Annotated in this window: 17 protein-coding genes, 1 pseudogene and 2 riboswitches; of the genes and pseudogenes, 9 read left to right on the top strand and 9 right to left on the bottom strand. The window is 63.9% G+C overall.

Going from position 1 to position 25,569, the window contains the following annotated elements; translation table 11 throughout:
• The first annotated feature begins 107 nt into the window (after positions 1–107).
• Positions 108–2,123 carry a hypothetical protein gene (locus tag M1B35_RS22495; RefSeq protein ID WP_268263112.1) on the top strand — a complete coding sequence of 672 codons (2,016 nt, stop codon included), beginning with the start codon at positions 108–110 and terminating at the stop codon, positions 2,121–2,123.
• Between the two features lie 54 nt (positions 2,124–2,177).
• Here the strand turns inward: M1B35_RS22495 and M1B35_RS22490 are convergent, their stop codons facing one another.
• The 6 genes from M1B35_RS22490 to cobW all read right to left on the bottom strand — a co-directional run bounded on the left by M1B35_RS22490 (position 2,178) and on the right by cobW (position 11,309).
• Complete coding sequence (locus tag M1B35_RS22490) at positions 2,178–2,912, bottom strand: copper chaperone (RefSeq protein WP_268263111.1); 735 nt, start codon at positions 2,910–2,912, stop codon at positions 2,178–2,180.
• 2 nt (positions 2,913–2,914) lie between these two features.
• Positions 2,915–4,474 carry a tyrosinase family protein gene (locus M1B35_RS22485; protein ID WP_185039387.1) on the bottom strand — a complete coding sequence of 520 codons (1,560 nt, stop codon included), beginning with the start codon at positions 4,472–4,474 and terminating at the stop codon, positions 2,915–2,917.
• Between the two features lie 244 nt (positions 4,475–4,718).
• Positions 4,719–5,387: a vWA domain-containing protein gene (locus M1B35_RS22480; RefSeq protein ID WP_425273438.1), complete on the bottom strand. Its 669-nt coding sequence runs from the start codon at positions 5,385–5,387 to the stop codon at positions 4,719–4,721.
• 2 nt (positions 5,388–5,389) lie between these two features.
• Complete coding sequence (locus M1B35_RS22475; RefSeq protein WP_268263110.1) at positions 5,390–6,397, bottom strand: magnesium chelatase ATPase subunit I; 1,008 nt, start codon at positions 6,395–6,397, stop codon at positions 5,390–5,392.
• A gap of 67 nt (positions 6,398–6,464) precedes the next feature.
• Positions 6,465–10,238: a cobaltochelatase subunit CobN gene (cobN, locus tag M1B35_RS22470; RefSeq protein WP_268263109.1), complete on the bottom strand. Its 3,774-nt coding sequence runs from the start codon at positions 10,236–10,238 to the stop codon at positions 6,465–6,467.
• A 3-nt stretch (positions 10,239–10,241) separates the two neighbouring features.
• Positions 10,242–11,309 (bottom strand): cobalamin biosynthesis protein CobW, encoded by a 1,068-nt coding sequence (cobW, locus tag M1B35_RS22465; protein WP_279653303.1) that lies wholly within the window; start codon positions 11,307–11,309, stop codon positions 10,242–10,244.
• Positions 11,310–11,405: 96 nt separating this feature from the next.
• Positions 11,406–11,616, bottom strand: a riboswitch (cobalamin riboswitch).
• A gap of 139 nt (positions 11,617–11,755) precedes the next feature.
• Positions 11,756–11,976, top strand: a riboswitch (cobalamin riboswitch).
• Positions 11,977–12,075: 99 nt separating this feature from the next.
• Here cobW and M1B35_RS22460 point away from each other — a divergent pair.
• The 4 genes from M1B35_RS22460 to cobM all read left to right on the top strand — a co-directional run bounded on the left by M1B35_RS22460 (position 12,076) and on the right by cobM (position 14,215).
• On the top strand, positions 12,076–12,264 hold the full coding sequence (locus tag M1B35_RS22460; protein ID WP_123336003.1) for a CbtB domain-containing protein: 189 nt from the start codon (positions 12,076–12,078) through the stop codon (positions 12,262–12,264).
• A gap of 11 nt (positions 12,265–12,275) precedes the next feature.
• Positions 12,276–12,977 (top strand): CbtA family protein, encoded by a 702-nt coding sequence (locus tag M1B35_RS22455; protein WP_268263108.1) that lies wholly within the window; start codon positions 12,276–12,278, stop codon positions 12,975–12,977.
• Positions 12,974–13,387 carry a cobalamin biosynthesis protein gene (locus tag M1B35_RS22450; RefSeq protein ID WP_123335999.1) on the top strand — a complete coding sequence of 138 codons (414 nt, stop codon included), beginning with the start codon at positions 12,974–12,976 and terminating at the stop codon, positions 13,385–13,387. The genes M1B35_RS22455 and M1B35_RS22450 overlap by 4 nt, the downstream gene beginning before the upstream one ends.
• Positions 13,388–13,468: 81 nt before the next feature.
• The gene (gene cobM / locus M1B35_RS22445; RefSeq protein ID WP_268263107.1) at positions 13,469–14,215 is read left to right on the top strand and encodes a precorrin-4 C(11)-methyltransferase; all 747 of its coding nucleotides are present in this window, start codon (positions 13,469–13,471) and stop codon (positions 14,213–14,215) included.
• 155 nt (positions 14,216–14,370) lie between these two features.
• Here cobM and nfuA read toward each other — a convergent pair whose 3' ends face one another.
• Both nfuA and M1B35_RS22435 read right to left on the bottom strand, forming a co-directional pair.
• Positions 14,371–14,955 (bottom strand): Fe-S biogenesis protein NfuA, encoded by a 585-nt coding sequence (gene nfuA, locus M1B35_RS22440; protein ID WP_123335996.1) that lies wholly within the window; start codon positions 14,953–14,955, stop codon positions 14,371–14,373.
• 156 nt (positions 14,956–15,111) lie between these two features.
• On the bottom strand, positions 15,112–17,403 hold the full coding sequence (locus tag M1B35_RS22435; RefSeq protein ID WP_268263106.1) for a fatty acid cis/trans isomerase: 2,292 nt from the start codon (positions 17,401–17,403) through the stop codon (positions 15,112–15,114).
• A 154-nt stretch (positions 17,404–17,557) separates the two neighbouring features.
• Here M1B35_RS22435 and metH point away from each other — a divergent pair.
• Both metH and M1B35_RS22425 read left to right on the top strand, forming a co-directional pair.
• Positions 17,558–21,267 (top strand): annotated as a pseudogene (gene metH, locus M1B35_RS22430) (methionine synthase).
• A gap of 162 nt (positions 21,268–21,429) precedes the next feature.
• Positions 21,430–21,648, top strand: coding sequence for a DUF2970 domain-containing protein (locus M1B35_RS22425; RefSeq protein WP_123335990.1), 219 nt, complete (start codon positions 21,430–21,432; stop codon positions 21,646–21,648).
• Positions 21,649–21,652: 4 nt separating this feature from the next.
• On the opposite strand, the gene M1B35_RS22420 is transcribed toward M1B35_RS22425, so the two are convergent.
• A complete protein-coding gene (locus tag M1B35_RS22420) occupies positions 21,653–22,738 on the bottom strand; it encodes an ABC transporter substrate-binding protein (RefSeq protein WP_268263105.1) in 1,086 nt (361 codons plus the stop codon).
• Positions 22,739–23,337: 599 nt separating this feature from the next.
• Between M1B35_RS22420 and M1B35_RS22415 the strand changes: the two genes are divergently transcribed.
• Both M1B35_RS22415 and M1B35_RS22410 read left to right on the top strand, forming a co-directional pair.
• On the top strand, positions 23,338–24,996 hold the full coding sequence (locus tag M1B35_RS22415) for a nitrite/sulfite reductase (protein WP_123335986.1): 1,659 nt from the start codon (positions 23,338–23,340) through the stop codon (positions 24,994–24,996).
• On the top strand, positions 24,980–25,474 hold the full coding sequence (locus M1B35_RS22410; protein ID WP_123335984.1) for a DUF934 domain-containing protein: 495 nt from the start codon (positions 24,980–24,982) through the stop codon (positions 25,472–25,474). The genes M1B35_RS22415 and M1B35_RS22410 overlap by 17 nt, the downstream gene beginning before the upstream one ends.
• Positions 25,475–25,569: the final 95 nt, after the last annotated feature.

Below are 25,569 nucleotides of genomic sequence, written 5' to 3'. Positions count from 1 at the left end.
GCTTGCCCCCTGCAGGAGCTGGCTTGCCAGCGATCGCGCCCGCCAGAGCGCCATCGCCCCAAGCCAGCTCCCACACGGCCATCTATCCACACAAGGAGTACCCGCACATGGACGTCCCCTTCCTGCGCAATGCCCTGGTCAGCAGCCTGCTGCTGGCCGGCTTGCCCATGGCCCAGGCCCACACCCTCAACCACGGCGCCCCGGAGACCCTCAAGAGCTTTGTTCCGGCCCCTGCCGACCAGCCCTACCAAGAGGTGCTGCTGCAATGCGTCAGCCAGCAAGACACCGACAGCGGGGTCCTGCTCTCCGGCCTGGGCGGCACCCGTTACCCGCTGGTCAGCCTCCAGGAGCCGGGGCAGGTCGAAGCCTTTTACAGCCAAGGCATGGCCCTGCAATACGGGTTCAATTTCTCCGAAGCGATCCGCGCCTTCTACCACGCCAGCCGCTTCGATAAGGACGCGGCCATGCCTTACTGGGGTATCGCTCTGGCGGCCAACTCCAACATCAACAGCGACGCCACCGACGGCTGCGACCGCCTGGCCTATCGCTCGGCGCAGACGGCCCTGGAACGCGCCCAGAGTCGCCTGCAAAACCCCGAGGCCAAGGCGCGCTTCAGCGAACGCCAATTGCAGCGCGAGGTGGATTACGCCAAGGCTTTCCTGACCCAGTACAGTGAACAGGACGGCAAGGTCAGCCTGAGCAAGGAAGGCAACCAGCGCTACGCCGACGCCATGAAGGCCCTGTCCCACACCTACTTCGACGACCTCGACGCAGCCACCTTGCACGCCGACGCCCTGCTCAACCTGACGCCCTGGAAATGGTGGGACGGTGACGAAGCGGTGTCCGACAAGGTCGCGCCGACCCCGGCCGCCTACGAGGCCCTGCAGGTGCTCAACCGTGTACTGGTGCAGGACCAGCAACACACCGGCGCCAACCACTTCTATATCCACGCCATCGAAGAGTCGCCGTTCCCCGACAGTGGCCTGCCCATGGCGGATCGTTTCCGCGTGCAAAACCCGGCCATCGGCCATCTGGTGCACATGGCGTCGCACATCTACCAGCGCACCGGCAACAACGCCCTGGCCAGCACCGCCAACTACACCGCCGTCGCAGTGGACCGCGCCTACGCCCACCAGGTGCAGCCGCAAAGCCCCTACCCCTTGCATTACCTGGGGCACAACATCCACTTCCTGACCTGGACCCTGTCCATTGAAGGCCGGCAGAACGAGGCGCTGAACATGGCCGAGGAGCTGGTGGAAAACACCACCCAATACTCGGCCCTGGCGTTCCTCTGCCGCCAATACCCCAAGGAGATCGCCACCAAGTCCGATTATTTCTATGCGGTGCCCTACTACTTCGCCGTGCGCTTCGAGGATTGGGACGCCCTGGCCCGTATCGAGCCGAAAATCACCGAGGGGCTGAAGACCATCAACACGGTCTGCAGCCAAGCCACCCAAGGCGACCCGACGCCCTGGAACCCCCTGGCCGCGCCCTACACCGGGGTGATGAAGGCCTATGCCCTGGCCTACCGGCAACTCACGGCCGCGAACCTGAGCAACGATCAGGCCCGGGATGCCCTCAAGGGCTATTGGCAAGCGGTGGTTGACGCGTTGAAGGCACACCCGAACCTGGCTTACGGCAACAACCCGGCCGTGGAATTGTTCCGTATCGCTAACCTGATTCTGCTGAACAAGGCCCAGGACGGCCGCCAGGGCCAACTCGACCTGGCCGCGCTGAAGGCCACCGCCAACCAAGTGATGAACCCGGAGCAACCCCTCAACACCGACCTGCAAGCCCTGGACGGCAACGCCCAACAACAAGTCCTGAGTGCCTGGCGCAAGGCGGTCCAGGTGCAAGATACCCTCAGCTACAACGAGCCGCCGGACTGGTATTACACCCTGCGTGAATCCCTGGGCTATGCCTTGTTGGAGCAAGGCCAATACGCCGAAGCAGAACGGGTATTCCGTGAGGATCTGGCCGGCAATCGCCTCAGCGGGCGTTCCCTCAATGGCCTGAAGTTGAGCCTGGAAAAACAGCCCGGCAGCACCGTCCCCGCGCTGCTTGGGGAACAGTTGCAGACCGCTTGGCGCAACGCCACCGTACCTGCGGCACCGAAACACTAGAAACCGCGACCGGCGATGGGGCCCACACAAGCCCCATCGCCAGCACGGCCTGCCTCAACGCCGCCAACGCAGTGCAAACGGCCAATGCCAGTGTGCCGGGCGCGGACGTTGCATCCGCTCGTACAGCATCCAGCCCATGCACAGCGCCATCAACGCCACATGGCCTTGCTCCGCCAGCATCGGCAACAGCATCAAGGGCCAGCAGGAACCGATGCACCACAACCCGCTGCTCAGGCCAAAGCCCAGGCAATCGCGGACAAAACCCAGGCCAAAGGCCGAGATCCGCGGCTGATGATGGCAATGGTTGAGGCAACGCTGCTTGATCGGCGAAGCCTGCCACACCAGGCACAGCGCCAGGCAAGCGATGAACGCCGGGGTTTCGGAAACGCCCAGCCACACTCGGCTGAGCACCACCACGGTCATCAGCAACAGCCCCATCAAGGTCCAGACCGTGGCAAACCCCAGCAGGAACAGCGCCACCGCCTGCCAGCGCTTGCGCAACAGGCTGCGTTGCCAGACATAGGTCAAGGGGTGCACCAACAGCATCGGGGTCATGGCCAACAGCATCAGCAGCCAGGCCAGCAGCAATTGGCGCGGCGGATTGAACAGCAACGCCTGCTCAATCCCCTGCCAGCCCAGGGCATAACCGGCCAGGGGCAGGCTGGTGCAGAACGAGGGGATCGACAGCATCCCCGCCGAGCCGAGCAGCCAGCCCCAACCGGCCAGGCTGAGCAACAACAGCCAGGGCCGGGAGCCACGGGTCAGGGCCAGTACCAAGTACTGCCCCATGCTCAGTTGCCCTGTCGATAGAGGCTCACCCGCCCCACGGTGATCCGATCTTCGGCGCGGACATCAGTGACTGGCACGAAGCGCACGCTCAATTGCCCCAGCAATGGTCCGCTGCTGGCGCTGAGCTTGTCGAACACCTCGGTGATGTCCAGCACATGGCTGACGCCCTTGCCGCCATGCTGGCTGTCGGGGCGGCTGGCCTTGCGCACCCCGAACAGCGAGATCGAACCCACCCGCTGGTCCGGCAGGGCCGAATGTTGCCCCGGTACCGGGAAGCTCAGGTAGACGTCGAAGGTCGCGCCATCGTTGTCGCCACGAATGTTCTCCAGGTTGAGGAATACCCGGTCCAGGGAATGCTCCGGGACCGTGGCGGCAAACGCCTTGCTCTTGAGGTTGCCCATCAGCGTGCCGGTGCTGGCCTGGTCAAGGCGCACCGAGGTGTCGACGTTGCCGCCGCTGAGCACCAGGGTCTGGTCGTTGGCGCCGAGCAGTTCGGCGGGGGTGGCTGGGGTCAAGGTCTTGTTCTCCACGGCAGCGGCGGTGATCTGTTGCGGCTGGGCACCGAGGGTTTTCAAGCGTTCGGCGAACAGTTGCTGGCCCGGCAGCGGATCACTGGTGTCCTCGTAGACGTAATCCAGTTGCGGCGCCCGGGTATCGAGCATCTCGCGGACCTTGAACGACCACGGCTGGCCGTCGCTGTGCGGCACCACGAACGCTCGACCATTGGCCGGCGGGCCATCAAGCCACAAGGACGTGCCGGGGTTGTGGTTGATCGGGTCGCGCTGCAGCCAGACATCCCACAGCCGGTCGATATTGGCGTGGTGCAGCCAGAAGATCGGGTCCAGCCCGGCGCTGTCCGGGTCAATCATCAGGCCCGGCACATGGCTCAATTCCTCGCGGCCACCCACGGCCACGTGCACGTAGTTGTGGGGCTGGGATTCCAGCAGGCCACTGACCTCGCCATCGTGTTCAAAGGCCGTGACCGGCCCGCCAAAGCCCGGCGAACCGCCATTGCCGGAGCCGGCGAACTGATGGTCGGTAAGGGCCGGGCGCAGGTTGATGCGTTGCTCGTCGAGGACAATCACCCGGTTGCCCTTGGGGCCGAAACGCCGGTCCACGTACAGCGGGTTCTGTTCGCCGTTGGGCAAGTGGGTGTGACCGAAACAGGCGGGCATTTTCAGGTTTTGCGGGTTTTCGTTGTAGTTCCAGTAAGGCAGGGCCCAGTCCTTGGGACCGCCGAGGCTGACCACCGCCGCCCGTACGATCTGCTCGAAAGAGGCCACATAACCCCGGTGCCAGGGCAGGAAATACCAGGATTGGTGCTGGCACTGGTTCCAGTACAGGTCCTGGTCCGCCAGAGGTGGCAAGGGCGTGTCCGCTCGCAGGTAGCCAGCGTCTCGCCACAATTGGAAGTTGATGCCGTGGATCGCCGCCAGAAAGCGCCAGCTGGTGCGGTCGGTGATCGGTCGCTGCTGCAGAACGCCCACCCCGCGTGCGTACCACAACAAGGTGTCGCTCCAGTCCGAGCCCAGTTTCCATACATCACGCCGTACATACGCCATGGTAGATCTCCCTGAAAAACCGCGTGGATGAGGAAGTCGTTCCTCAGACGGCAACGCTAGATCAGGTGATATCAATTCGCCTTGCCCGAGCCCAGAAAAGCAGACCGGCGGCAAAGAATTTTGAACCTTGGATTTTCCGGGTTGTCCGGCGATTTGTAGGCGTCGGCTCGCCGGCGATGGGGGTCTTGAGGGCCTAATCGCTGGCAAGCCAGCCCCTACAACCTAGTCGCTGACGAGCCAGCGTTCACAGGGGGGTGGGGTTTGGGGTGTCGATGTGCTGGTAGGTGGCTTGCAGTGCGTCGGCCAGGGCCCGGGCTCGGGCCAGGCGGATGGGGCCGCGTTCGATGTCCAGCAACACGGTCGGGCACGGCAGCGGTAGGGCTTGGGGCAAGGTTTTCAAGCGCCCATCGGTGATCAGCAACACCCGTTGCTGCTCCGCCGGCAGGCGCCGCTGGCGCACCGCCAACCAGTCTGCGGCTTGCTCCAGGGCCGCCGCCAGAGGCGTGCCGCCGCCGGCCCCCAGGTCGTCGAGCCAGTGCCGCAGGTCTTTGCAGGCCTTGAGGCCCTGCACCTGCCAACGGGGCACTCGGCCACTGGCGGTGAGCAAGGCCAGGCGCGCGCGCTGCCGATAGGCGTCATCGAACAACTGGGCCAGCACGCCTTTGGCGTCGCTCAGGGCCGAATGCCGCCGGGTGGACGCCGAGGCGTCGACAATCACCAGCCACAGATCATGGGGCGCCCGGCTGCGCAGTTGGTAAAGCAGGTCGGCACGTTGCCGGGGACGCCCTTTAAGCAGGGTCCCCGGCCAGTGGATCGAACCGCTGATCGCCACTCGGCTACGCCCTTGCCGGCCTTGTTCAAGCTGCCCCGCCCGGGGCCTGGCATCCGCCCCCGCGGTCGATCGAGGGCGAATGCCTAGGGCTTTTTTGGCCAGCTCGGCACGTCTCGGCGGGCGCCGGTGGGCAGCGCTTGGGCAGGCATGTCACCCCATTGGCCCTGGCCTTCGCCGGTGTTGCTGTGGTGCGGTGCCGGCGCCTGGGCAGAAGGCGGCTGGCTCGACTGAGGCGGCGGGCTCTGCCGCCGCCGATGGCGCAGGGCAAACTCGGCCACCGCGTCGATGTCTTCGTCGCGGATGGCCTCGGCCCCGCGCCAGGCCGCATGGGCCCGGGCCGCACGCAGCCAGACCAGGTCCGCACGCAGGCCATCGACGCCGGCGGCAAAACAGCGCTCGGTGATCTGCTCCAGGGCCTGATCGTCAAGCGGGATGCTGGCCAAGCGCGCCCGGGCGCTGTGGCAACGCTCCCGCAGGGCCTGTTGGGCGGCGTCCCACTGGGCGCAGAACGCCTCGGGGTCGCTGTCGAAATCCAGGCGCCGACGGATGATCTGCCCACGTTCGGCAGGTGCGGTGTGGCCGTCCAGGGCCACATTGAGGCCGAAGCGGTCCAGCAGTTGCGGACGCAGTTCGCCCTCTTCCGGGTTCATGGTGCCGATCAGTACAAATTTCGCCGAATGACGGTGGGAAATACCGTCACGCTCAATCAGGTTGGTGCCACTGGCGGCCACGTCCAGCAACAGGTCCACCAGGTGATCGGGCAGCAGGTTGACTTCATCGACGTAGAGCACGCCGCCGTCAGCCTTGGCCAACACCCCGGGGGAAAACTGCGCCCGGCCTTCGCCTAGGGCCGCGTCGAGGTCCAGGGTGCCCACCAGGCGTTCTTCGGTGGCGCCCAGGGGCAAGGTGACAAACGGGCCACCGGCCAGCAGATCCGCCAAACCCCGGGCCAAGGTCGATTTGGCCATGCCCCGCGGCCCCTCGATCAGCACCCCGCCGATCTTCGGATCGATGGCCGTCAGGCACAGAGCCAGTTTTAAGGCATCGGCGCCGACCACGGCGGACAGCGGAAAATGTGGGGTGTCGCTCATGTCGGGGTCTCGCTTGGGTCGGGTCAGGGAGTGTCCGGGGGGACGCTTGCTCGCGATCTGCGCCGGATCAGGAATCTTCTTCTATATCCAGCAACAGGTTTTCCAGGGCTTCACGGTAATCCCCCGGCTCCTGCCACAAACCCCGCTGCTGAGCCTCCAGCAAGCGCTCGGTCATGTCGCGCAGGGCGTGGGGATTATGCTGGCGAACGAACTCGCGGGTCGAGTCATCCAGCAGGTAGGCGTCCGCCAGCAAGGCGTATTGGTGATCGTCGATCAGCTCGGTGGTGGCGTCGAAGGCGAACAGGTTATCCAGGGTCGCGGCCATTTCGAAGGCGCCCTTGTAGCCATGGCGCTTGACCCCTTCGATCCACTTCGGATTGGCCGCCCGCGAGCGGATCACCCGGTTCAGTTCTTCCTTGAGCGTGCGGATCTTCGGCAGGTCCGGCTGGCTGTGGTCGCCGTGATAGCTGGCGGCCTTGGTTCCGCCGAGGCTTTCCACGGCGGCGAGCATGCCGCCCTGGAACTGGTAGTAGTCGTTGGAATCGAGCAGGTCGTGTTCGCGGTTGTCCTGGTTCTGCACCACCGCCTGTACCTGGCTCAGGCGCTGGGCGAACTGATCGCGGGCGGCCGTGCCTTCGTCGGCGCCCCCATAGGCATAACCGCCCCAATTCAGGTACACCTCGGCCAGGTCCTCGCGGCTTTGCCACAGGCGGCCGTCGATCGCCCCTTGCACACCGGCACCGTACGCACCGGGCTTGGCCCCGAAAATCCGCCAACCGGCCTGACGCGCCGCAGCGTCTTGGTCCAGGCCCGATTGCACCAGGGCCTCGCGCTCGGCGCGAACCTTGGCCGCCAGCGGGTTCAGGTCGTCGGGCTCATCCAGGGCCGCCACCGCCTGCACTGCCGCATCGAACAGGCGGATCAGGTTGGCGAAGGCATCGCGGAAGAACCCCGAAACGCGCAGGGTCACATCGACCCGGGGCCGGTCCAGCAGGCTCAGGGGCAGGATTTCGAAATCATCCACGCGCTGGCTGCCGGTGGCCCACACCGGGCGCACCCCCATCAGGGCCATGGCCTGGGCGATGTCGTCGCCACCGGTGCGCATGGTCGCCGTGCCCCAGACCGACAGGCCGAGCTGGCGCAGGTGGTCGCCATGGTCTTGCAGGTGGCGTTCAAGAATCAGGTTGGCCGACTGAAAACCAATGCGCCAGGCCGTGGTGGTGGGCAGGTTGCGTACGTCCACCGAGAAGAAGTTGCGCCCAGTGGGCAGCACGTCCAGGCGACCCCGGCTTGGCGCACCACTGGGGCCAGCAGGGACAAAGCGCCCGCTGAGGGCGTCCAACAGGCCGCGCATTTCCGCCGGACCACAGGCGTCCAGGCGCGGCGCAACCACCTCGCGCAGCCCGTCGATAATGGCCTGCACCGGCTCCCAGCCGGCAGCGTCCAATGCCGCCACCGGCCCCTGGAGCGCGGCCTCGATCAACTGCCCGGCATAAAGCTCCAGGCGTTCGCGGGTATCGCCAGCCGTGCGCCACAGCGCCTCACTGACCTGCTGCAATGGCGTCGGGCGGAGTCCGCTCCAGGGTTCGGCCAAGGCACAGTCCAGCGGGTCGAAACCCAACTCAAAGGCCTTGGCCAGAGCCCGCAGCAGACTCGCGTGTTGACCCTTGCCGTCGCCCCGGGGAATTCGCAACAGAGCCAGCAGGGTGTCGAGGCGCAAGCGCCCGCTGGGGGACTCGCCGAACACATGCAGACCGTCGCGGATCTGCGACTCTTTCAAGTCGCACAGGTAGGTGTCCAGGCGCGGCAGCCAGATTGCCGCATCGGCATCGCTGTCCAGCGCCTCGCCCAGTTGCAGTTCGCGGTCGATATGGGTTTCGCGCACCAACGCAAGAATGTCCCGTTGCAGCTCCCGGGCCCGGCGCGGGTCCAGCAGTTGGGCTTCGTAATACTCGTCGGCCAGCAACTCCAGGTCACGCAGCGGGCCATAGGTTTCGGCCCGGGTCAGGGGTGGCATCAGGTGGTCGATGATCACCGCCTGGGTGCGGCGCTTGGCCTGGGCACCCTCCCCCGGGTCGTTGACGATAAACGGATAGATGTTGGGCAACGGCCCCAGCAGCGCGTCCGGCCAGCACGCTTCGGACAGGCCCACACCCTTGCCCGGCAGCCATTCCAGGTTGCCGTGCTTGCCGACGTGGATCACCCCGTGGGCGCCGTAGGCCTGGCGCAACCAGAAGTAGAACGCCAGGTAACCGTGGGGCGGCACCAGGTCCGGGTCGTGGTAGACCGCGCTGGGGTCCACCTGATAACCCCGGGCCGGTTGGATGCCGACGAAGGTCAGGCCAAAACGCAGGCCGGCGATCATCATTCGCCCGCCGCGGAACATCGGGTCCTGCTCCGGGCGGCCCCAACGCGCCTGCACCGCCTGGCGGTTAGCCTCAGGCAGGGCGTTGAACATCAGCCAGTAATCATCCAGGGCCAGGCTTTGCGCACAGGGGCGCAGATCGATGCTGTCCAGGTCATTGCTGACCCCGCCCAGCAGTTGCTGGATCAGCGCGGTACCGCTCTCGGGCAGCTCGGCCGGCAGCGGATAACCCTCGGCGTGCAAGGCCCGAAGGATGTTCAAGGCGGCGGCCGGAGTGTCCAGGCCCACGCCGTTACCAATGCGACCGTCGCGGGTCGGGTAATTGGCGAGGATCAGGGCGATGCGTTTGTCGCCATTGGCCAAGCGCCCCAGTTCAATCCAGCGTCGGGCCAGTTGGGCGACAAAGTCCATGCGCTCGGGCGCGGCCCGGTAACAGACCACGTCCGACTGGCTGCGCTCGCTGCGCCAGGCCAGGTCCTTGAAGCTGATGGGCCGGCTGATGATCCGCCCGTCCAGTTCCGGCAAGGCGATGTGCATGGCCAGGTCACGGGGGCCCAGCCCCTGCTCGCTGGCACGCCAGCCAGGTTGGTTGTCCTGGGCACAGATGGCTTGGATCACCGGGATATTGCGGCGAAACGGACGCAGATGGGGCGCTTCGGGGCTGGATTGGGCGAACCCAGTGGTGTTGAGGATCACCCCGGCAGCGGCCTGGTCCAGCAGGTCTTCGACCACGCTCAGGCAGCCGGGCTCCTTGAGGCTGGCCACCGCCATGGGCAAGGGATTGAGCCCCGCCGCCTGCAAACGCTCACAGAACACGTCGATAAAACCGGTGTTGGCCGCCTGCAAGTGCGAGCGGTAGAACAACACCGCCGCCACCGGCTGCCCGGCCTGCCAATCGGCTTGCCAGTGGTCGAGGGTGGCGTGGCTTTTATGGGGGTGGTAGATCGCCGTGCGCGGCAGGGTTTGCGGTTCGCCCCAGGGATAGGTGCGACCGAGCAACGTGCTGGCCAGGCAGCGGTAGAAGTCCAGGGCATTGTCACGCCCGCCCTGGCGCAGAAACTGCCAGAGACGATCGCGCAACTCGGCCGGCACGCTGGACAGGTCACTGAGTTCCGGGTCGGGACGATCGTCCCCCGGCACCAGGATCAGCTGCACGCCGCGCTCGGCCAGTTGCACCAGGCGCTCGACGCCGTAGCGCCAGTAGCCAATGCCGCCGTGCAGGGAAATCAGGATCACCTTGGCGTGGCGCAACACCTGGTCGACGTACAGGTCCACCGAGGCGTGGTTCTGCACTTGCATGGGGTTGGCCAGGCGAAAGCTGGGGTAATCCTCCGGCAACTGCTGGGCCGCTTCGGCCAGCAGCGCCAGGCTGGAATCGCCGCTGCACAGGATCACCAGCTCGGCGGGGGTTTGTCCTAAGTCGGCAATGTTGTCATCCGAGACAAATCCGCCGGGCTGGGTCCTGAGCAGGTGCATGGCTTAAACGCTGAGGGCAGCGCGCAGTTGCGCTTCAAGCAGGGCCGCGTCCAGTTCCTGGCCAATCAGCACCAGGCGTGTGGTACGGGCCTCATCGGCGCCCCATTGACGGTCGAAGTGTTTGTCAAAACGGGTGCCCACGCCCTGAATCAGCAAACGCATCGGCTTGTTGGGGATGGCGGCAAAGCCCTTGACCCGCAGGATGCCGTGCTTGACCACCAGTTGGGTCAGGGCGTCCAGCAGCAGGCTTTCTTCGGCCTGGGGCAGTTCGATGGAGATGGAGTCGAAGGCGTCGTGATCGTGGTCATCGTGATCGTCACCGTCGTGGTGGTGATCGTGGTGGCTGTGACGGCTATCGATGTGTTCTTCGGAGCCGGCACCCAGGCCCAGCAACACGTCCAGGGGCAGGCGGCCACTGCTGGCTTCGATGACTTTCACCGCCGGCGGCAGTTCTTCAGCGACTTCCAGGCGCACTTTGGCCAGGTCTTCAGGGCTGATCAGGTCGGCCTTGTTGAGGATCACCAGGTCGGCGCTGGACAGTTGGTCGGCGAACAGCTCGTGCAACGGCGATTCGTGGTCCAGGTTGGGGTCGAGCTTGCGCTGGGCGTCCACTTGGTCCGGGAACGCGGCGAAGGTGCCGGCGGCCACGGCCGGGCTGTCGACCACGGTAATCACCGCATCGACGGTGCAGGCGCTGCGGATTTCCGGCCACTGGAAGGCTTGCACCAAAGGCTTGGGCAGGGCCAGGCCGCTGGTTTCGATCAGGATGTGGTCGAGGTCGCCACGGCGTGCCACCAGCTCACGCATCACCGGGAAGAACTCTTCCTGCACGGTGCAGCACAGGCAGCCGTTGGCCAGTTCATAAACACGGCCATTAGCCTCTTCTTCGGTGCAGCCGATGGAGCACTGTTTGAGGATTTCGCCGTCGATGCCCAGCTCGCCGAACTCGTTGACGATCACCGCGATGCGTCGGCCCTGGGCGTTGTCCAGCATGTGCCGCAGCAAGGTGGTTTTACCTGAGCCGAGAAAGCCGGTGACGATGGTGACGGGAAGTTTGGCCAGTGTTTTCATCGGATGCCCTTTGGCAAGGTGGCGGGCATACGGGACGAGGGCCGCAGCGCCTGGCGCGCGGACGATTTCGCCACCGGATCACCCCGCCCGGTTGTAGTGAGAATCTGTGTCGAGGCAGGTCTCCTGGCTGACGGTGTGCCGGTCGTTCGACCGGCGGCCCCTGCGCCTTCCCGCACGCATGCCGGGAGGCAGCGGGCAGTGGCCGTGCAGAAGCGGAACCGTTCACAGTTGCGGGGGCAGCCGCGGCATTGACCGCGTTCCCGTCTTAGCTTCGGCATGCCGAAGAACCTCGAAGGCGCAAGGCTACGCAGAGCGCGGGGGCCGGTCAATGCGCAATGTGACGAGAGTGGCAACAGCCCCGGCCCAGGCCATTGCGGGTGCCTGGGGCGCTGCACGGTGCCAGTGAGAACGGTTGCCAATTGACGCCCACTCCCCGCCCATGCTCTCCTACACAACTTGTTACGGGTGCCCTTCACAGGGTGAAACGGGAAACCGGTGAATCACGTGCTTTACTCAAAGCCTTGACCAGTCCGGTGCTGCCCCCGCAACGGTAAGCGAGCGAAGTGTCAAATCCACTGTGCCACGGCATGGGAAGGAGACACTTGTCGGCCAGGCGCAAGCCCGACCCCTCGTGAGCCCGGAGACCGGCCCGCTGCACACATAAATAACAAACCCGCGGTGGGCGGGCGCTGTTAAAACCCTGCGGGCCTGCTCGCGGGGTTTTCTTGCGCACGTTGCACCCACTGCCAGACCAGAGGGAAGCGCCATGTCGATCATCAGCAGCACCAGCCATTCCGCCAGCACCACCCACACCCTGAGCCAACGCTTGGTCGCCGCCATCGGCGCGTCGATCCTCGGCGCCTGCCTGGTGTACTTCGCCGGTTTCTCGCACATCGAAGCGGTGCACAACGCCGCTCACGATACCCGTCACAGCGCCGCGTTCCCTTGCCACTGAGACCTGCCCCGATGATCAAGCGCATTGCCCAAACCGCCGGTTTCAGCGGGCTTCTGGCCGCCCTGCTGCTGACCCTGCTGCAAAGTTTCTGGGTCGCCCCGCTGATTCTGCAGGCGGAAACCTACGAGAACGCCCCTGCCGCCGAAGTCCATGAGCACGCCGACGGCGCCATGGCCGCCCACAGCCACGACGCCGAAGCCTGGGAGCCGGAAGACGGCTGGCAACGCGTCCTGTCCACCACCGGCGGTAACCTGGTGGTCGCCGTGGGCTTCGCCCTGATGCTCGCCGGCCTGTACACCCTGCGTGCACCGAACCGCACCTCCCAAGGCCTGCTGTGGGGCCTGGCCGGCTACGCCACCTTCTGCCTGGCGCCGACCCTGGGCCTGCCGCCGGAGCTGCCGGGCACTGCCGCCGCCGATCTGGCACAACGGCAAATCTGGTGGGTCGGCACTGCGGCGTCCACCGCCGTGGGCATCGCCTTGCTGGTGTTCGCCCAGAACTGGCTGCTGAAGGTGCTGGGCGCGGCCATTCTGGCAGTGCCCCATGTGATTGGCGCGCCACAGCCGGAAGTGCACTCGATGCTTGCACCGCAAGCCCTGGAAGCCCAGTTCAAGATCGCTTCGCAATTGACCAATGCCCTGTTCTGGCTGGCCCTGGGCCTGATCAGCGCCTGGTTGTTCCGACGCAAGAGTGACGGTCAATACTCGGCATGATCGACCTGCGCGCGGCGCCGTCCCTGGTGGTCGGCCTGGGCTGCCAGAAAGGCTGCCCGGCAAGCACGCTGCGCGCCCTGCTCGACCAGGCCTTGCAAGCCCATCGCCTTGACCTGCGGCAGGTCAAGGCGCTGGCCAGCATCGACTTGAAGCGTGAGGAGCCCGGCCTGCTGGAATTGGCCGCACAACTGAACCTGCCCCTGACCTGTTTCAGCAGCACTGAGCTGGCCCGCTACGCCCAGCAATTGAGCCACCGCTCGCAGATCGCTTTCGAACGCACCGGCTGTTACGGCGTGGCCGAAAGTGCAGCCCTAGCCCTGGCTGAACAACTGAGCAACGGACCGGCCACCCTGCTGATCTCGCGACAAAAATACGCCCAGGCCACCCTGGCATTGGCCGGCTGCGCGTAAAATCCCCGACAATCCCCGTTTCCGATCATGAGCGATCTTCATCTGCGGGCTCGTGTTGACCATTTTTCACAGGAGAAGGCCATGACCGTCTACTTTATCGGCGCCGGCCCCGGCGACCCGGACCTGATCACCGTCAAAGGCCAGCGTTTGATCCATCGGTGCCCGGTCATCATCTACGCCGGCTCCCTGGTGCCGACCGCCGTGCTTGAGGGCCACCGTGCCGAGCAGGTGATCAATAGCGCCGAGTTGCACCTGGAACAGATCATCGAACTGATCAAGAACGCCCATGCCCAGGGCCAGGATGTGGCCCGGGTGCATTCCGGCGATCCCAGCCTGTATGGCGCCATTGGTGAGCAGATTCGCTGCCTGCGCGAGTTGGGTATTCCTTTCGAGATCATTCCCGGAGTCACCGCCACCGCAGCCTGCGCGGCATTGCTGGGGGCCGAGCTGACCCTGCCCGACGTCTCCCAGAGCGTGATCCTGACCCGCTATGCCGACAAGACCGCGATGCCACCGGGGGAGGAGTTCGCCAGCCTGGCCGCCCATGGCGCCACCATGGCGATTCATTTGGGGGTCAATCACCTGCCGAAGATCGTCAGCGAACTGCTGCCTCACTATGGCGCCGACTGCCCGATTGCCGTGGTGCACCGCGCCTCCTGGCCGGATCAGGACTGGGTGCTGGGCACCCTCGCGGACATTGCCGATCAAGTCGCGGCCAAGGGCTTTCGGCGGACCGCGTTGATTCTGGTAGGCCGGGTATTGGCCACCGACAACTTCAGCGAATCGTCCCTGTACCGCGCGGGGCATGCCCACCTTTACCGGCCCTGAGACCTTCTGTGCAAGAGCTGGCTTGCAGCGAGACGCCCCTGAGCCTGATGCAATATTCAGGGGCGTTGATCGCCGGCAAGCCGGTTCCTACAAGGGAAGCAGGCATAAAAAAACGGCGCTCACGGGGCGCCGTTTTTTTGTTCGCAGCGAACGCCTTAGTAGTAGGCGTTTTCTTTCTGCGTGTGGTCGGTGACGTCACGCACACCTTTGAGCTCGGGCACGCGCTCGAGCAGCGTGCGCTCGATGCCTTCACGCAAGGTCACGTCAGCCTGGCCGCAGCCCTGGCAACCGCCACCGAACTGCAGCACCGCGATGCCGTCATCGACCACGTCGATCAGGCTCACCTGACCGCCGTGGCTGGCCAGCCCCGGGTTGATCTCGGTTTGCAGGTAGTAGTTGATGCGCTCGTTGAGCGGGCTGTCGGCATTGACCATCGGCACTTTGGCGTTCGGCGCCTTGATGGTCAGCTGGCCGCCCATGCGGTCAGTGGCGTAGTCCACCACGGCGTCGTCCAGGAAGCCTTCACTGAAGGCATCGAGGTACGCGGTGAAGCTTTTCAGCCCCAAGGCGGTGTCTTCGGGTTTCTCTTCGCCTGGCTTGCAGTAGGCGATGCAGGTCTCGGCGTACTGAGTACCTGGCTGGGTAATAAAGATGCGGATGCCAATCCCCGGGGTGTTCTGCTTGGATAGCAGATCAGCCAGATAATCGTGGGCGGCGTCGGTAATGGTAATGGCGCTCATGGAATTTCCTCGCAGACGTTGGCGCAGTTTACGCCAATCAGGGCGCTGCACAAAGTCCTAGTGTTTTTGTCGGGATAGTCGCGACGATGGCCCCCTGCCCCACCCCGCAGCAACGGGGGCGAGGCGCCAGGCACAGACCCGAAAGCCGGTCGCCGCCTAGAGGTTTTCGTAACGGTTCATGTCCAGCACCCCGGCTTCCCGGGGGTCGGTTTCATCCAGGTAACGGGTCTGGTCATGGAAGTACTGCCAAAACTGCGGGTGGCTGCGACGGATGCCCCAGCGGTCAACGATTTTCTCTAAAGCGGCGGCGTCCTTGGCATTTTCCATCTGGGTCACAAACTCCGGCACCTGCTGCGCCGGGATATTGAAGATGAAATTCGGGTAGCTGCTGAGCACCCCCGGGTAAATGGTCAGGGTGTCCAGGCCCGGCTGGTAACGCAGGGCCTCGCCCAGCATAAAGGCCACGTTGCTGTGGGCGCGGTTGCGCAACAGGCTGTAGAACTCGCGCTTGCCGCTGGCGGTTTCGATCCGCAGCAGGCTGGCTTCCGGCAGTTGATCGATGACCTTGAGCCCCGCCGCAGGCCGCGCAGTCAGGCGACTCAGGGCCTGCTCGGCATCCTGCAGCGCCGGGTCGATATTGGGCCGTGAGCAATAGGCACCGTCGCACCGGTTGATCGGGTCAGGCTTGGCATTGAGGTCGCCATAACGGGCCAGCAGTTGTTGCGCGAAGTCACGCTTGGGGTCCACCGGGCTCAGTTTCAGGGCGCTGGGTTTGTCATCGTCGATGGCTTCGTAATCCAGCCACAGCTTGAGCTTGCCGCTGTTCTGGTACCAGTCGTCGAGGAAGTCCTCACGGGTGCCAGCGGGCATCAGGCGCAGGAAGTTCTGCTCGGCACCGTTGCGGATCAGATCGAAATAAAGCCGGGTCTGGGCCTGGTGGGAGACATTGCCAAACACGTCGAAATTCACCGCCAACTGGTAATAGGTGCGCTCCAGCAAGGGGTAATCGAACAGCCACATCGTCTGCGGCACCTCACCGATCAGGCCTTTGGTGACCGAGGCGCTGTCGAAGTGGCGGAAGATGCTCAGCAGCGCGTTGTCGTTGCCGGCCCACAGCGTCGACCAACTGGGCGCGGGCAGATCGGCATAAGCGTCGCGGCGCAGGGCCTCGTACTCGTTGCGCTTGTCGCGGTAGGCCAGCCACAGGCTGAGCACACTGCCGACGTCATCGTTCTGCCCGGGCATGGCCAGCAACGGTGTGGTCTGGCCGCGATAGGCCGGATCGGTGATGTAAAGGTCGTGGCTCGGGTCCTGGAACAGGGCCCAGAAGTTATCGCGGATCACATCGGTGGCGATCTGCCCGCGGCACACCGGGCCACGGATAAAGGTGCGCACGAAGTACTCGGCGTTATCCAGCATGAACTGGTAACGGGCCTTGGCCGGGATCGCCTCGAAGGTCTCGAACGGGTTGGCCCGTCTGGCTGGGCCATAACCGGGCAAGGCCGTGACCTGCCAGTCGCCGCTGTAAAACAGGGTCTTGACCCGTGCCAGCTTGGCCGCACTCAGCGGGTAGGTGATGTGGGTCTTGTGCACAATCACCCCCTGCACCGGCCACAGGCGGTAGTAAACCTGGGTGCCCGGGTCGTCATTGGGGCGACGGGTGTTGATCAGGTCGATGGGCTGGCCGCTGGGAGTGCGCGAGCGCACCCACTGGAAGTAATGCCCCGGCTCACCGCCGTCGAAATAGACATGGGCGAGGAACCAGTGTTCGTACAGCCAGCGTCCTACCAGGCTTTCCCGGGCGCCGGGGGCGTTGAGCAGGTTTTCCCACTGCAGCACCTGCATGGCTTCCTGAGCGCTGGGGGCCAGGCCTTGCGGGTCGATGGGTGCACCCGAAGCCAGCCAGCGTTGCAGGGTCTGGTATTGCTGGTCGGTGAGCCCGGTCACGGCCAGGGGCATACCTTCCTTGGGATGGGCGCCGGCGTAGGCATCGAACTCACCGGGCAGCGGGCAGACGTTGTCCCGGCTCAGGCCCAGGACGATCTCGGCGGGCAGTTTGGCGTTGGGCTGCAACGGCGTCTTGTGCCCCAGTTCCAGCATGCGCGCCATCAGCGCCGCCTGGCTGCCCTGGGCATCGAGGACCGAATAAAAATCCTTGCGCTGCCAGGCGGCTTTGCCGAAGGCGTCATAAAACAGTCGGGTCGGGGCCTGGGCCTGGCTGCGCTCGCCGTCGTAGACCGGGATCTTCGACGCGCCCCGCGCCGCGCCCTCGGCACTGCCCAGGTTCAGTTGGCAGGCGGAGTCGTAACAGGCATGGCAGGCCACACACTTCTCGGTGAAGATCGGCTGGATATCGCGAGTGTAGGAGATGGTCGGCGCTGGACCTTGCGCCGAGGCCCACGAGCTTAAGAGCAGCAAAACGCTGCTGACGACAAAGCGGTACGGCATGTCCCTGGTCCCAAAAGTAAAAATCGCCGCGATTCTACCGGTCTACCCCCGGCCGCAACATGAGCGATATTCATGCAAAACCGCCCCATGCTCCAATAGCTCGCAGGTTTGCTATGATCCACGCCCTTCGCAATGGCCTTACCAGGTAGTTCCCATGTCCGATCGCAGTGCTCGCCTTCAAGCCCTCCAGCAAGCTCTCAAAGAGCGCATCCTGATTCTCGATGGCGGCATGGGCACCATGATCCAGAGCTACAAGCTCGAGGAGCAGGACTACCGCGGCAAACGCTTCGCCGACTGGCCCAGCGACGTCAAGGGCAACAACGACCTGCTGGTGATCACCGTCCGGACGTGATCGGCGGTATTGAAAAAGCCTACCTGGATGCCGGCGCCGACATCCTGGAAACCAACACCTTCAACGCCACGCGCATTTCCATGGCCGACTACGGCATGGAAGAACTGGCCTACGAATTAAACGTAGAAGGCGCACGCCTGGCGCGCAAAATCGCCGACGCCAAGACCCTGGAGAACCCGGACAAGCCGCGTTTCGTCGCCGGCGTGCTGGGCCCGACCAGTCGTACCTGCTCGCTGTCGCCCGACGTGAACAACCCCGGCTACCGCAACGTAACCTTCGATGAGCTGGTGGAAAACTACACCGAAGCCACCAAAGGGCTGATCGAAGGCGGCGCCGACCTGATCCTGATCGAAACCATCTTCGACACCCTCAACGCCAAGGCAGCGATCTTCGCCGTACAGGGCGTGTACGAAGAGCTGGGCGTCGAATTGCCGATCATGATTTCCGGCACCATCACCGACGCCTCCGGCCGCACCCTCTCGGGCCAGACCACCGAAGCCTTCTGGAACTCCGTGGCCCACGCCAAACCGATTTCCGTCGGCCTGAACTGCGCACTGGGCGCCAGCGAACTGCGCCCGTACCTGGAAGAGCTGTCGAACAAGGCCAATACCCACGTTTCCGCGCACCCGAACGCCGGCCTGCCCAACGAATTCGGCGAATACGACGAATTGCCGACGGAGACCGCCAAGGTCATCGAAGAGTTTGCCCAGAGCGGCTTCCTCAACATTGTCGGCGGCTGCTGCGGCACCACGCCGGGCCACATTGAAGCCATCGCCAAGGCAGTGGCCGGTTACGCGCCGCGCCCGATTCCGGACATTCCCAAGGCATGCCGCCTGTCGGGTCTGGAGCCGTTCACCATCGATCGCAGCTCGTTGTTCGTCAACGTCGGCGAGCGCACCAACATCACCGGCTCCGCCAAATTCGCCCGGCTGATCCGCGAGGACAACTACACCGAAGCCCTGGAAGTCGCCCTGCAGCAGGTGGAAGCCGGCGCCCAGGTGATCGACATCAACATGGACGAGGGCATGCTGGATTCGAAGAAGGCCATGGTCACCTTCCTCAATCTGATCGCTGGCGAGCCGGACATCTCCCGGGTGCCGATCATGATCGACTCCTCCAAGTGGGACGTGATCGAAGCCGGCCTCAAGTGCATCCAGGGCAAGGGCATCGTCAACTCCATCAGCATGAAGGAAGGTGTGGAGCAGTTCATCCACCACGCCAAGCTGTGCAAGCGCTACGGCGCCGCCGTGGTGGTGATGGCCTTCGACGAAGCCGGCCAGGCCGACACCGAGGCGCGCAAGAAAGAGATCTGCAAACGCTCCTACGACATCCTGGTGAATGAAGTCGGCTTCCCGCCGGAAGACATCATCTTCGACCCGAACATCTTCGCCGTGGCCACCGGTATCGAAGAGCACAACAACTACGCCGTCGACTTCATCAACGCTTGCGCCTACATCCGTGACGAACTGCCTTACGCCCTGAGCTCGGGCGGCGTGTCCAACGTGTCGTTCTCGTTCCGTGGCAACAACCCGGTGCGCGAGGCGATCCACTCGGTGTTCCTGCTGTATGCCATCCGCAATGGCCTGACCATGGGCATCGTCAACGCCGGCCAACTGGAGATCTACGACCAGATCCCGGCCGAGCTGCGTGACGCAGTGGAAGACGTGGTGCTCAACCGCACCCCGGAAGGCACCGACGCCCTGCTGGCCATCGCCGACAAATACAAAGGCGACGGTAGCGTCAAGGAAGCCGAAACCGAAGAGTGGCGCAGCTGGGACGTCAACAAGCGTCTGGAGCATGCGCTGGTCAAGGGCATCACCACGCATATTGTTGAAGACACCGAAGAATCCCGGCAGTCATTCGCGCGCCCGATCGAAGTGATCGAAGGCCCGTTGATGTCGGGCATGAACATCGTTGGCGACCTGTTCGGCGCTGGCAAAATGTTCCTGCCCCAGGTGGTGAAATCCGCCCGGGTGATGAAGCAGGCCGTGGCCCACTTGATCCCGTTTATCGAACTGGAAAAAGGCGACAAGCCGGAAGCCAAGGGCAAGATCCTCATGGCCACGGTCAAGGGCGACGTGCACGACATTGGCAAGAACATTGTCGGCGTGGTCCTGGGCTGCAACGGTTATGACATCGTCGACCTGGGCGTGATGGTGCCGGCGGAGAAGATCCTCCAGGTGGCCAAGGAGCAGAAGTGCGACATCATCGGCCTGTCCGGGCTGATTACCCCGTCGCTGGACGAAATGGTCCACGTCGCCCGCGAGATGCAGCGCCAGGATTTCCACCTGCCGCTGATGATCGGTGGCGCCACCACCTCCAAAGCCCACACCGCGGTGAAGATCGAGCCCAAGTACAGCAATGACGCGGTGATCTACGTCACCGACGCCTCCCGCGCCGTGGGCGTGGCCACCCAGCTGCTGTCCAAGGAACTCAAGGCCGGCTTCGTGCAGAAGACCCGCGAGGAATACATCGAAGTCCGCGAACGCACTGCCAACCGCAGCGCCCGCACCGAACGCCTGAGCTACGCCGCGGCCATCGCCAAGAAGCCGCAGTTCGACTGGAGCAGCTACCAGCCGGTCAAGCCGACCTTCACCGGCGCCCGGGTCCTGGACAACATCGACCTCAAGGTACTGGCCGAGTACATCGACTGGACGCCGTTCTTTATCTCCTGGGACCTGGCGGGCAAATTCCCGCGCATTCTCACCGATGAAGTGGTGGGCGAAGCGGCTACTGCGCTGTACAAAGACGCGCGGGAAATGCTCGACAAACTGATCAATGAAAAGCTGATCAGCGCCCGCGCCGTGTTCGGTTTCTGGCCGGCCAACCAGGTGCTGGACGACGACCTGGAAGTCTACGGCGATGACGGCCAGCCCCTGGCCCGCCTGCATCACCTGCGCCAGCAGATCATCAAGACCGACGGCAAGCCGAACTTCTCCCTGGCCGACTTCGTCGCGCCCAAGGACAGCGGCGTCACCGATTACGTAGGTGGTTTCATCACCACCGCCGGCATTGGCGCCGAAGAAGTGGCCAAGGCCTACCAGGACGCCGGCGACGACTACAACTCAATCATGGTCAAGGCCCTGGCCGACCGCCTGGCCGAAGCCTGCGCCGAGTGGTTGCACCAGCAAGTACGTAAAGAGCACTGGGGCTACGCCAAGGACGAAGAACTGGACAACGAGGCGCTGATCAAGGAGCAGTACAGCGGCATCCGTCCTGCCCCGGGCTACCCGGCCTGCCCGGACCACACCGAGAAGAGCACCTTGTTCGCCCTGCTCGACCCCGAGGCCAGCGAACTCAAGGCCGGCCGCAGCGGCGTGTTCCTCACCGAGCACTACGCCATGTTCCCGGCCGCGGCGGTCAGCGGCTGGTACTTCGCCCACCCACAGGCGCAGTACTTCGCCGTGGGCAAGGTCGACAAGGATCAGGTGCAGAGCTACACCGCACGCAAAGGCCAGGACCTGGCCGTAAGCGAACGCTGGCTGGCACCGAACCTGGGCTACGACAACTGATACCCACCTTGTAGAAGCCGCTTTGCAGGCGCTGGCTTGCCAGCGATAACGCCCTCACCGCTATGCAAAACCCGAGGGCCCCATCGCCGGCAAGCCGGCTCCTACGAGAGCACGCTCCGGACCGTCTATGCTCTGTGCACACTCATCCGTGTCGAGGGCTTTATGGACGACCCAAGCAACGGCAAGCCTCCAACCTTCTGGCAGATGCTGCAAAGCGTCATCGCCGCCGCGTTCGGGGTGCAGAGCGGCAAGAACCGCGCCCGTGACTTCACCCACGGCAAACCCAGCCATTTCATTTTCCTGGGCATCTTGTTCACGGCGATTTTCGCCCTGACGCTGCTGGGCATCGTCAAGCTGGTGCTGCACCTGTCAGGGCTTTGAGCGCTTAACGCATCAACAACTGCAAGCCGAACGGATAGCGGTAACCGTCCGCCTGCCCCTGGGCGGACAAACGGCGAAAATCCACACCGTAATCCTGGCTGGCGCTGGCGTTCAGCAACCGTTGGGCCTGGAGCTTGGTCAGCGACTGAAACAACGCCAGTTGCCAGTCAGGGCCACCCATACGCTTGACGTCGATTCCCAGGGCATGGTCATGCACCACCACCATGGCCCAGCCCCCCAACGTGAAGTGACCGCCGAACAGCGTGCTGAGACGGCCGTCGAGCAAGGCCTGCAACGCTTGTGGCGACGTGTTGATGGCGCTGAACAACACGTCCTTGCCGGGTTGGCGCTGCTGCTCCTGAAACGCCTGCATGGCCCCTAGGGCCATTTCATCGTTGGCCGACCATACCAGGGCCGTCTTGGGGTAACGCTTGAGTAACTGGCTCGCCTGTTCATAGGCGCGCTGGCGACTCCACTCGCCGGAGACCACCTGGCGCAACCGCACCTCGGGGTGCTCGGCCAGGGCACGGCGCAACCCTTGTTCGCGCCACTGGGCAGCCGGGGTGACCTTCAAGCCGGAAAATGCCAACAGATCGATGCGCTGCCCCGATGCGACCGGGCCGTGCTTGCGGATCAGCGCCTTGAGCATCTGGTAACCGGCCTCCTCGTCGTTGGCCACCATGCTGCCAATCAACTCAGGGCTGGCGCTCTGGCGCTCGCTGAGCAGGCGCTGTTGATCCGCCGTCAGCGGGCTGTTGACGACAAACAACTTGACCCCGCTGCCCTCGGCCAGACGGAAGATTTCCGGTGCCACGTAGCGCTCATTGACCAGCAGCAGGTAATCCGGGCGCCGGGCGCCTTGCAGCGCGCTGCGAGCTTGCTCAAGGGTGCGATCGGGGTTGCGCTCGGCATAGTGGATCTGCAGATCCAACCCCAGCTCTTTGGCCGCCGCCTGCATGAACTGCGAGTAGCTGACCCAGAAGGTTTCATTCGAGGAACCGGGGTTGAGGAACACTACTGAAGTGGCGTGGGCGCAAGCCCAGAATGGAATACTCAACCACAGCAAACATTTGCCTAACACCTTCAACATCGTGACAAGAGCCCCAGAATAATCGCCGTAGTATAGCGAGCTAAATCCTGGCCAAAGGCGGCAAATCGTCGTATTTGTCCGACAATCTGGGCTCTTTACTGCTATCGATTACTGGTGGCTGACCCAAAACACGGCCGTTCCCACGACCAGAATGATCAGAAACAGAATGGCCCAGGCATCCACGCTGCTGTCAGTTTTCCTGGCCTTGGTTGGATTGCTCATAGCATCGCCTCTTGTCGGTTTTATCGGTGATTGCTCAAAGACTCGCTCACAGTAAAGTTCAGGATTGCCCTTAGCTCAAATGTGGGTAATGCATCAGCGACTACCGTTAGTCGTTTTGGTTCTTTGCATATACTCAAACATCACTTTTGCGCATAACTGCAAACTGGTATCTTCCCCCGGCTCCGTTGGGAGTGCGCGGCCGTGCGCGCAGATTTGCTTACATGGGTGACCTGAAGCGCAAACGAAGGCAAGACGAGGCGAAGACGGGCGCAAGCGCCATGTTGACCCCGGTCAACCAGCACTGCCCCAAGGCTTTCACCGAAGTATTTGCCGAGTGCCGCTTTGTGCGACACCTGTAGCCTGAGAACTGGACCTATATGTACGTATACGACGAGTACGATCAGCGGATCATCGAGGACCGCGTCAAGCAGTTCCGTGATCAGACCCGACGCTATCTGGCAGGCGAGCTGAGCGAAGAAGAATTCCGCCCCCTGCGCCTGCAGAATGGCCTCTATATCCAACGTTTCGCCCCCATGCTGCGGGTGGCCGTGCCTTACGGGCAACTGACCTCGCGACAAACGCGAATGATGGCCAAGATCGCCCGCGACTACGACAAGGGCTACGCCCATATCAGTACCCGGCAGAACGTGCAGTTCAACTGGCCGGCCCTGGAAGACATCCCGGACATCCTCGCGGAACTGGCCACCGTGCAGATGCACGCCATCCAGACCAGCGGCAACTGCCTGCGCAACGTCACCACCGACCAATTCGCTGGTGTGGCCGCCGATGAGCTGATTGACCCGCGCCCATGGTGCGAGATCGTTCGCCAGTGGACGACGTTCCACCCGGAATTCGCCTACCTGCCGCGCAAGTTCAAGATCGCCATCAATGGCTCGACCTCGGACCGCGCAGCCATCGAAGTCCACGACATTGGCCTGGAGCCAGTACACAACGCGGCCGGCGAACTGGGCTTCCGAGTCCTGGTGGGGGGCGGCCTGGGCCGTACCCCGGTGGTCGGCGCCTTTATCAACGAGTTCCTGCCGTGGCAGGACCTGCTGAGCTACCTCGACGCCATCCTGCGGGTCTACAACCGCTACGGCCGTCGTGACAACAAGTACAAGGCGCGGATCAAGATCCTGGTCAAGGCACTGACGCCTGAAGTGTTCGCACAAAAAGTCGACGCGGAAATGGAACACCTGCGCGGTGGCCAGACCACGCTGACCGACGCCGAAGTGCACCGCGTCGCCAAACACTTTGTCGATCCAGACTACAAAGCCCTGGCTAACCAGGACGCCGAACTGGCGGCCCTGGACAAAGAACACCCGGGCTTCGCCCGTTGGCGCACCCGCAACACCCTGGCTCACAAAAAGCCGGGTTATGTGGCCGTGACTCTGTCGTTGAAGCCTACCGGCGTTGCCCCGGGCGACCTCACCGACAAGCAACTGGACGCCGTCGCCGACCTGGCCGACCGCTACAGCTTCGGCCAACTGCGCACCTCCCACGAGCAGAACATCATCCTCGCGGACGTTGAACAGAGCCAACTGTTCACCCTGTGGGGCGAGCTGCGCGAAGGCGGTTTCGCCACGCCGAACATCGGCCTGCTGACCGACATCATCTGCTGCCCGGGCGGCGATTTCTGCTCCCTGGCCAACGCCAAGTCGATCCCGATCGCCGAATCCATCCAGCGCCGTTTCGACGACCTGGACTACCTGTTCGACATCGGCGAACTGGACCTGAACATCTCCGGCTGCATGAACGCCTGCGGGCACCACCACGTGGGTCACATCGGGATCCTCGGGGTGGACAAGAAAGGCGAAGAGTTCTACCAGGTATCCCTGGGTGGCAGCGCCAGCCGCGATGCAAGCCTGGGCAAGATCCTCGGCCCGTCCTTCGCCCAGGAGGCCATGCCGGATGTGATCTCCAAACTGATCGACGTCTACGTGGAACAACGTACCGAAGACGAACGCTTTATCGACACCTACCAACGTATCGGTATCGACCTCTTCAAGGAGCGCGTCTATGCAGCGAATCATTAAGAACAATGAGGTGGTCGACGAAACCTGGCACTTGCTGCCCAAGGACGCGACCCTCGACGGCATCTCCAACTGCGACGACCTGATCGTGCCGTTGGCCCTGTGGCGCGAACATGCCCACGCCCTTAAGGCCCGCGATGGCGGCCTCGGCGTATGGCTGGACAGCGATGAAGAAGCCGAAGAAATCGGCGCTGACGTGGAGCACTTCCAGGTCATCGCCCTGAACTTCCCGGCCTTCACCGATGGCCGCAACTACTCCAACGCCCGCCTGCTGCGCGACCGCTACGGTTATAAAGGCGAACTGCGGGCGATCGGCGATGTGCTGCGCGACCAGCTGTTTTACCTGCGCCGCTGCGGGTTTGACGCCTACGCGCTGCGGGCCGACAAAGACCCGTACGACGCCCTGGAAAGCCTCAAGGACTTTTCGGTGACCTACCAGGCCGCCACCGACGAACCGCTGCCGCTGTTCCGTCGTCGTTAAGCCTTAAGCGCTAAAACAAAAAGCCCTGAGCCGGTCATCCCGGTTCAGGGCTTTTTTGTTCCCGCTGACACCACAAACCTGTAGGAGCCCGGCTT

The sequence above is a fragment of the Pseudomonas morbosilactucae genome (genome assembly GCF_023241665.1).
In the GTDB taxonomy this organism is placed as follows: domain Bacteria; phylum Pseudomonadota; class Gammaproteobacteria; order Pseudomonadales; family Pseudomonadaceae; genus Aquipseudomonas; species Aquipseudomonas morbosilactucae.
The sequence above is the reverse complement of the archived record's forward strand: the minus strand, read 5'-3'. Positions and strand labels throughout refer to the sequence as shown.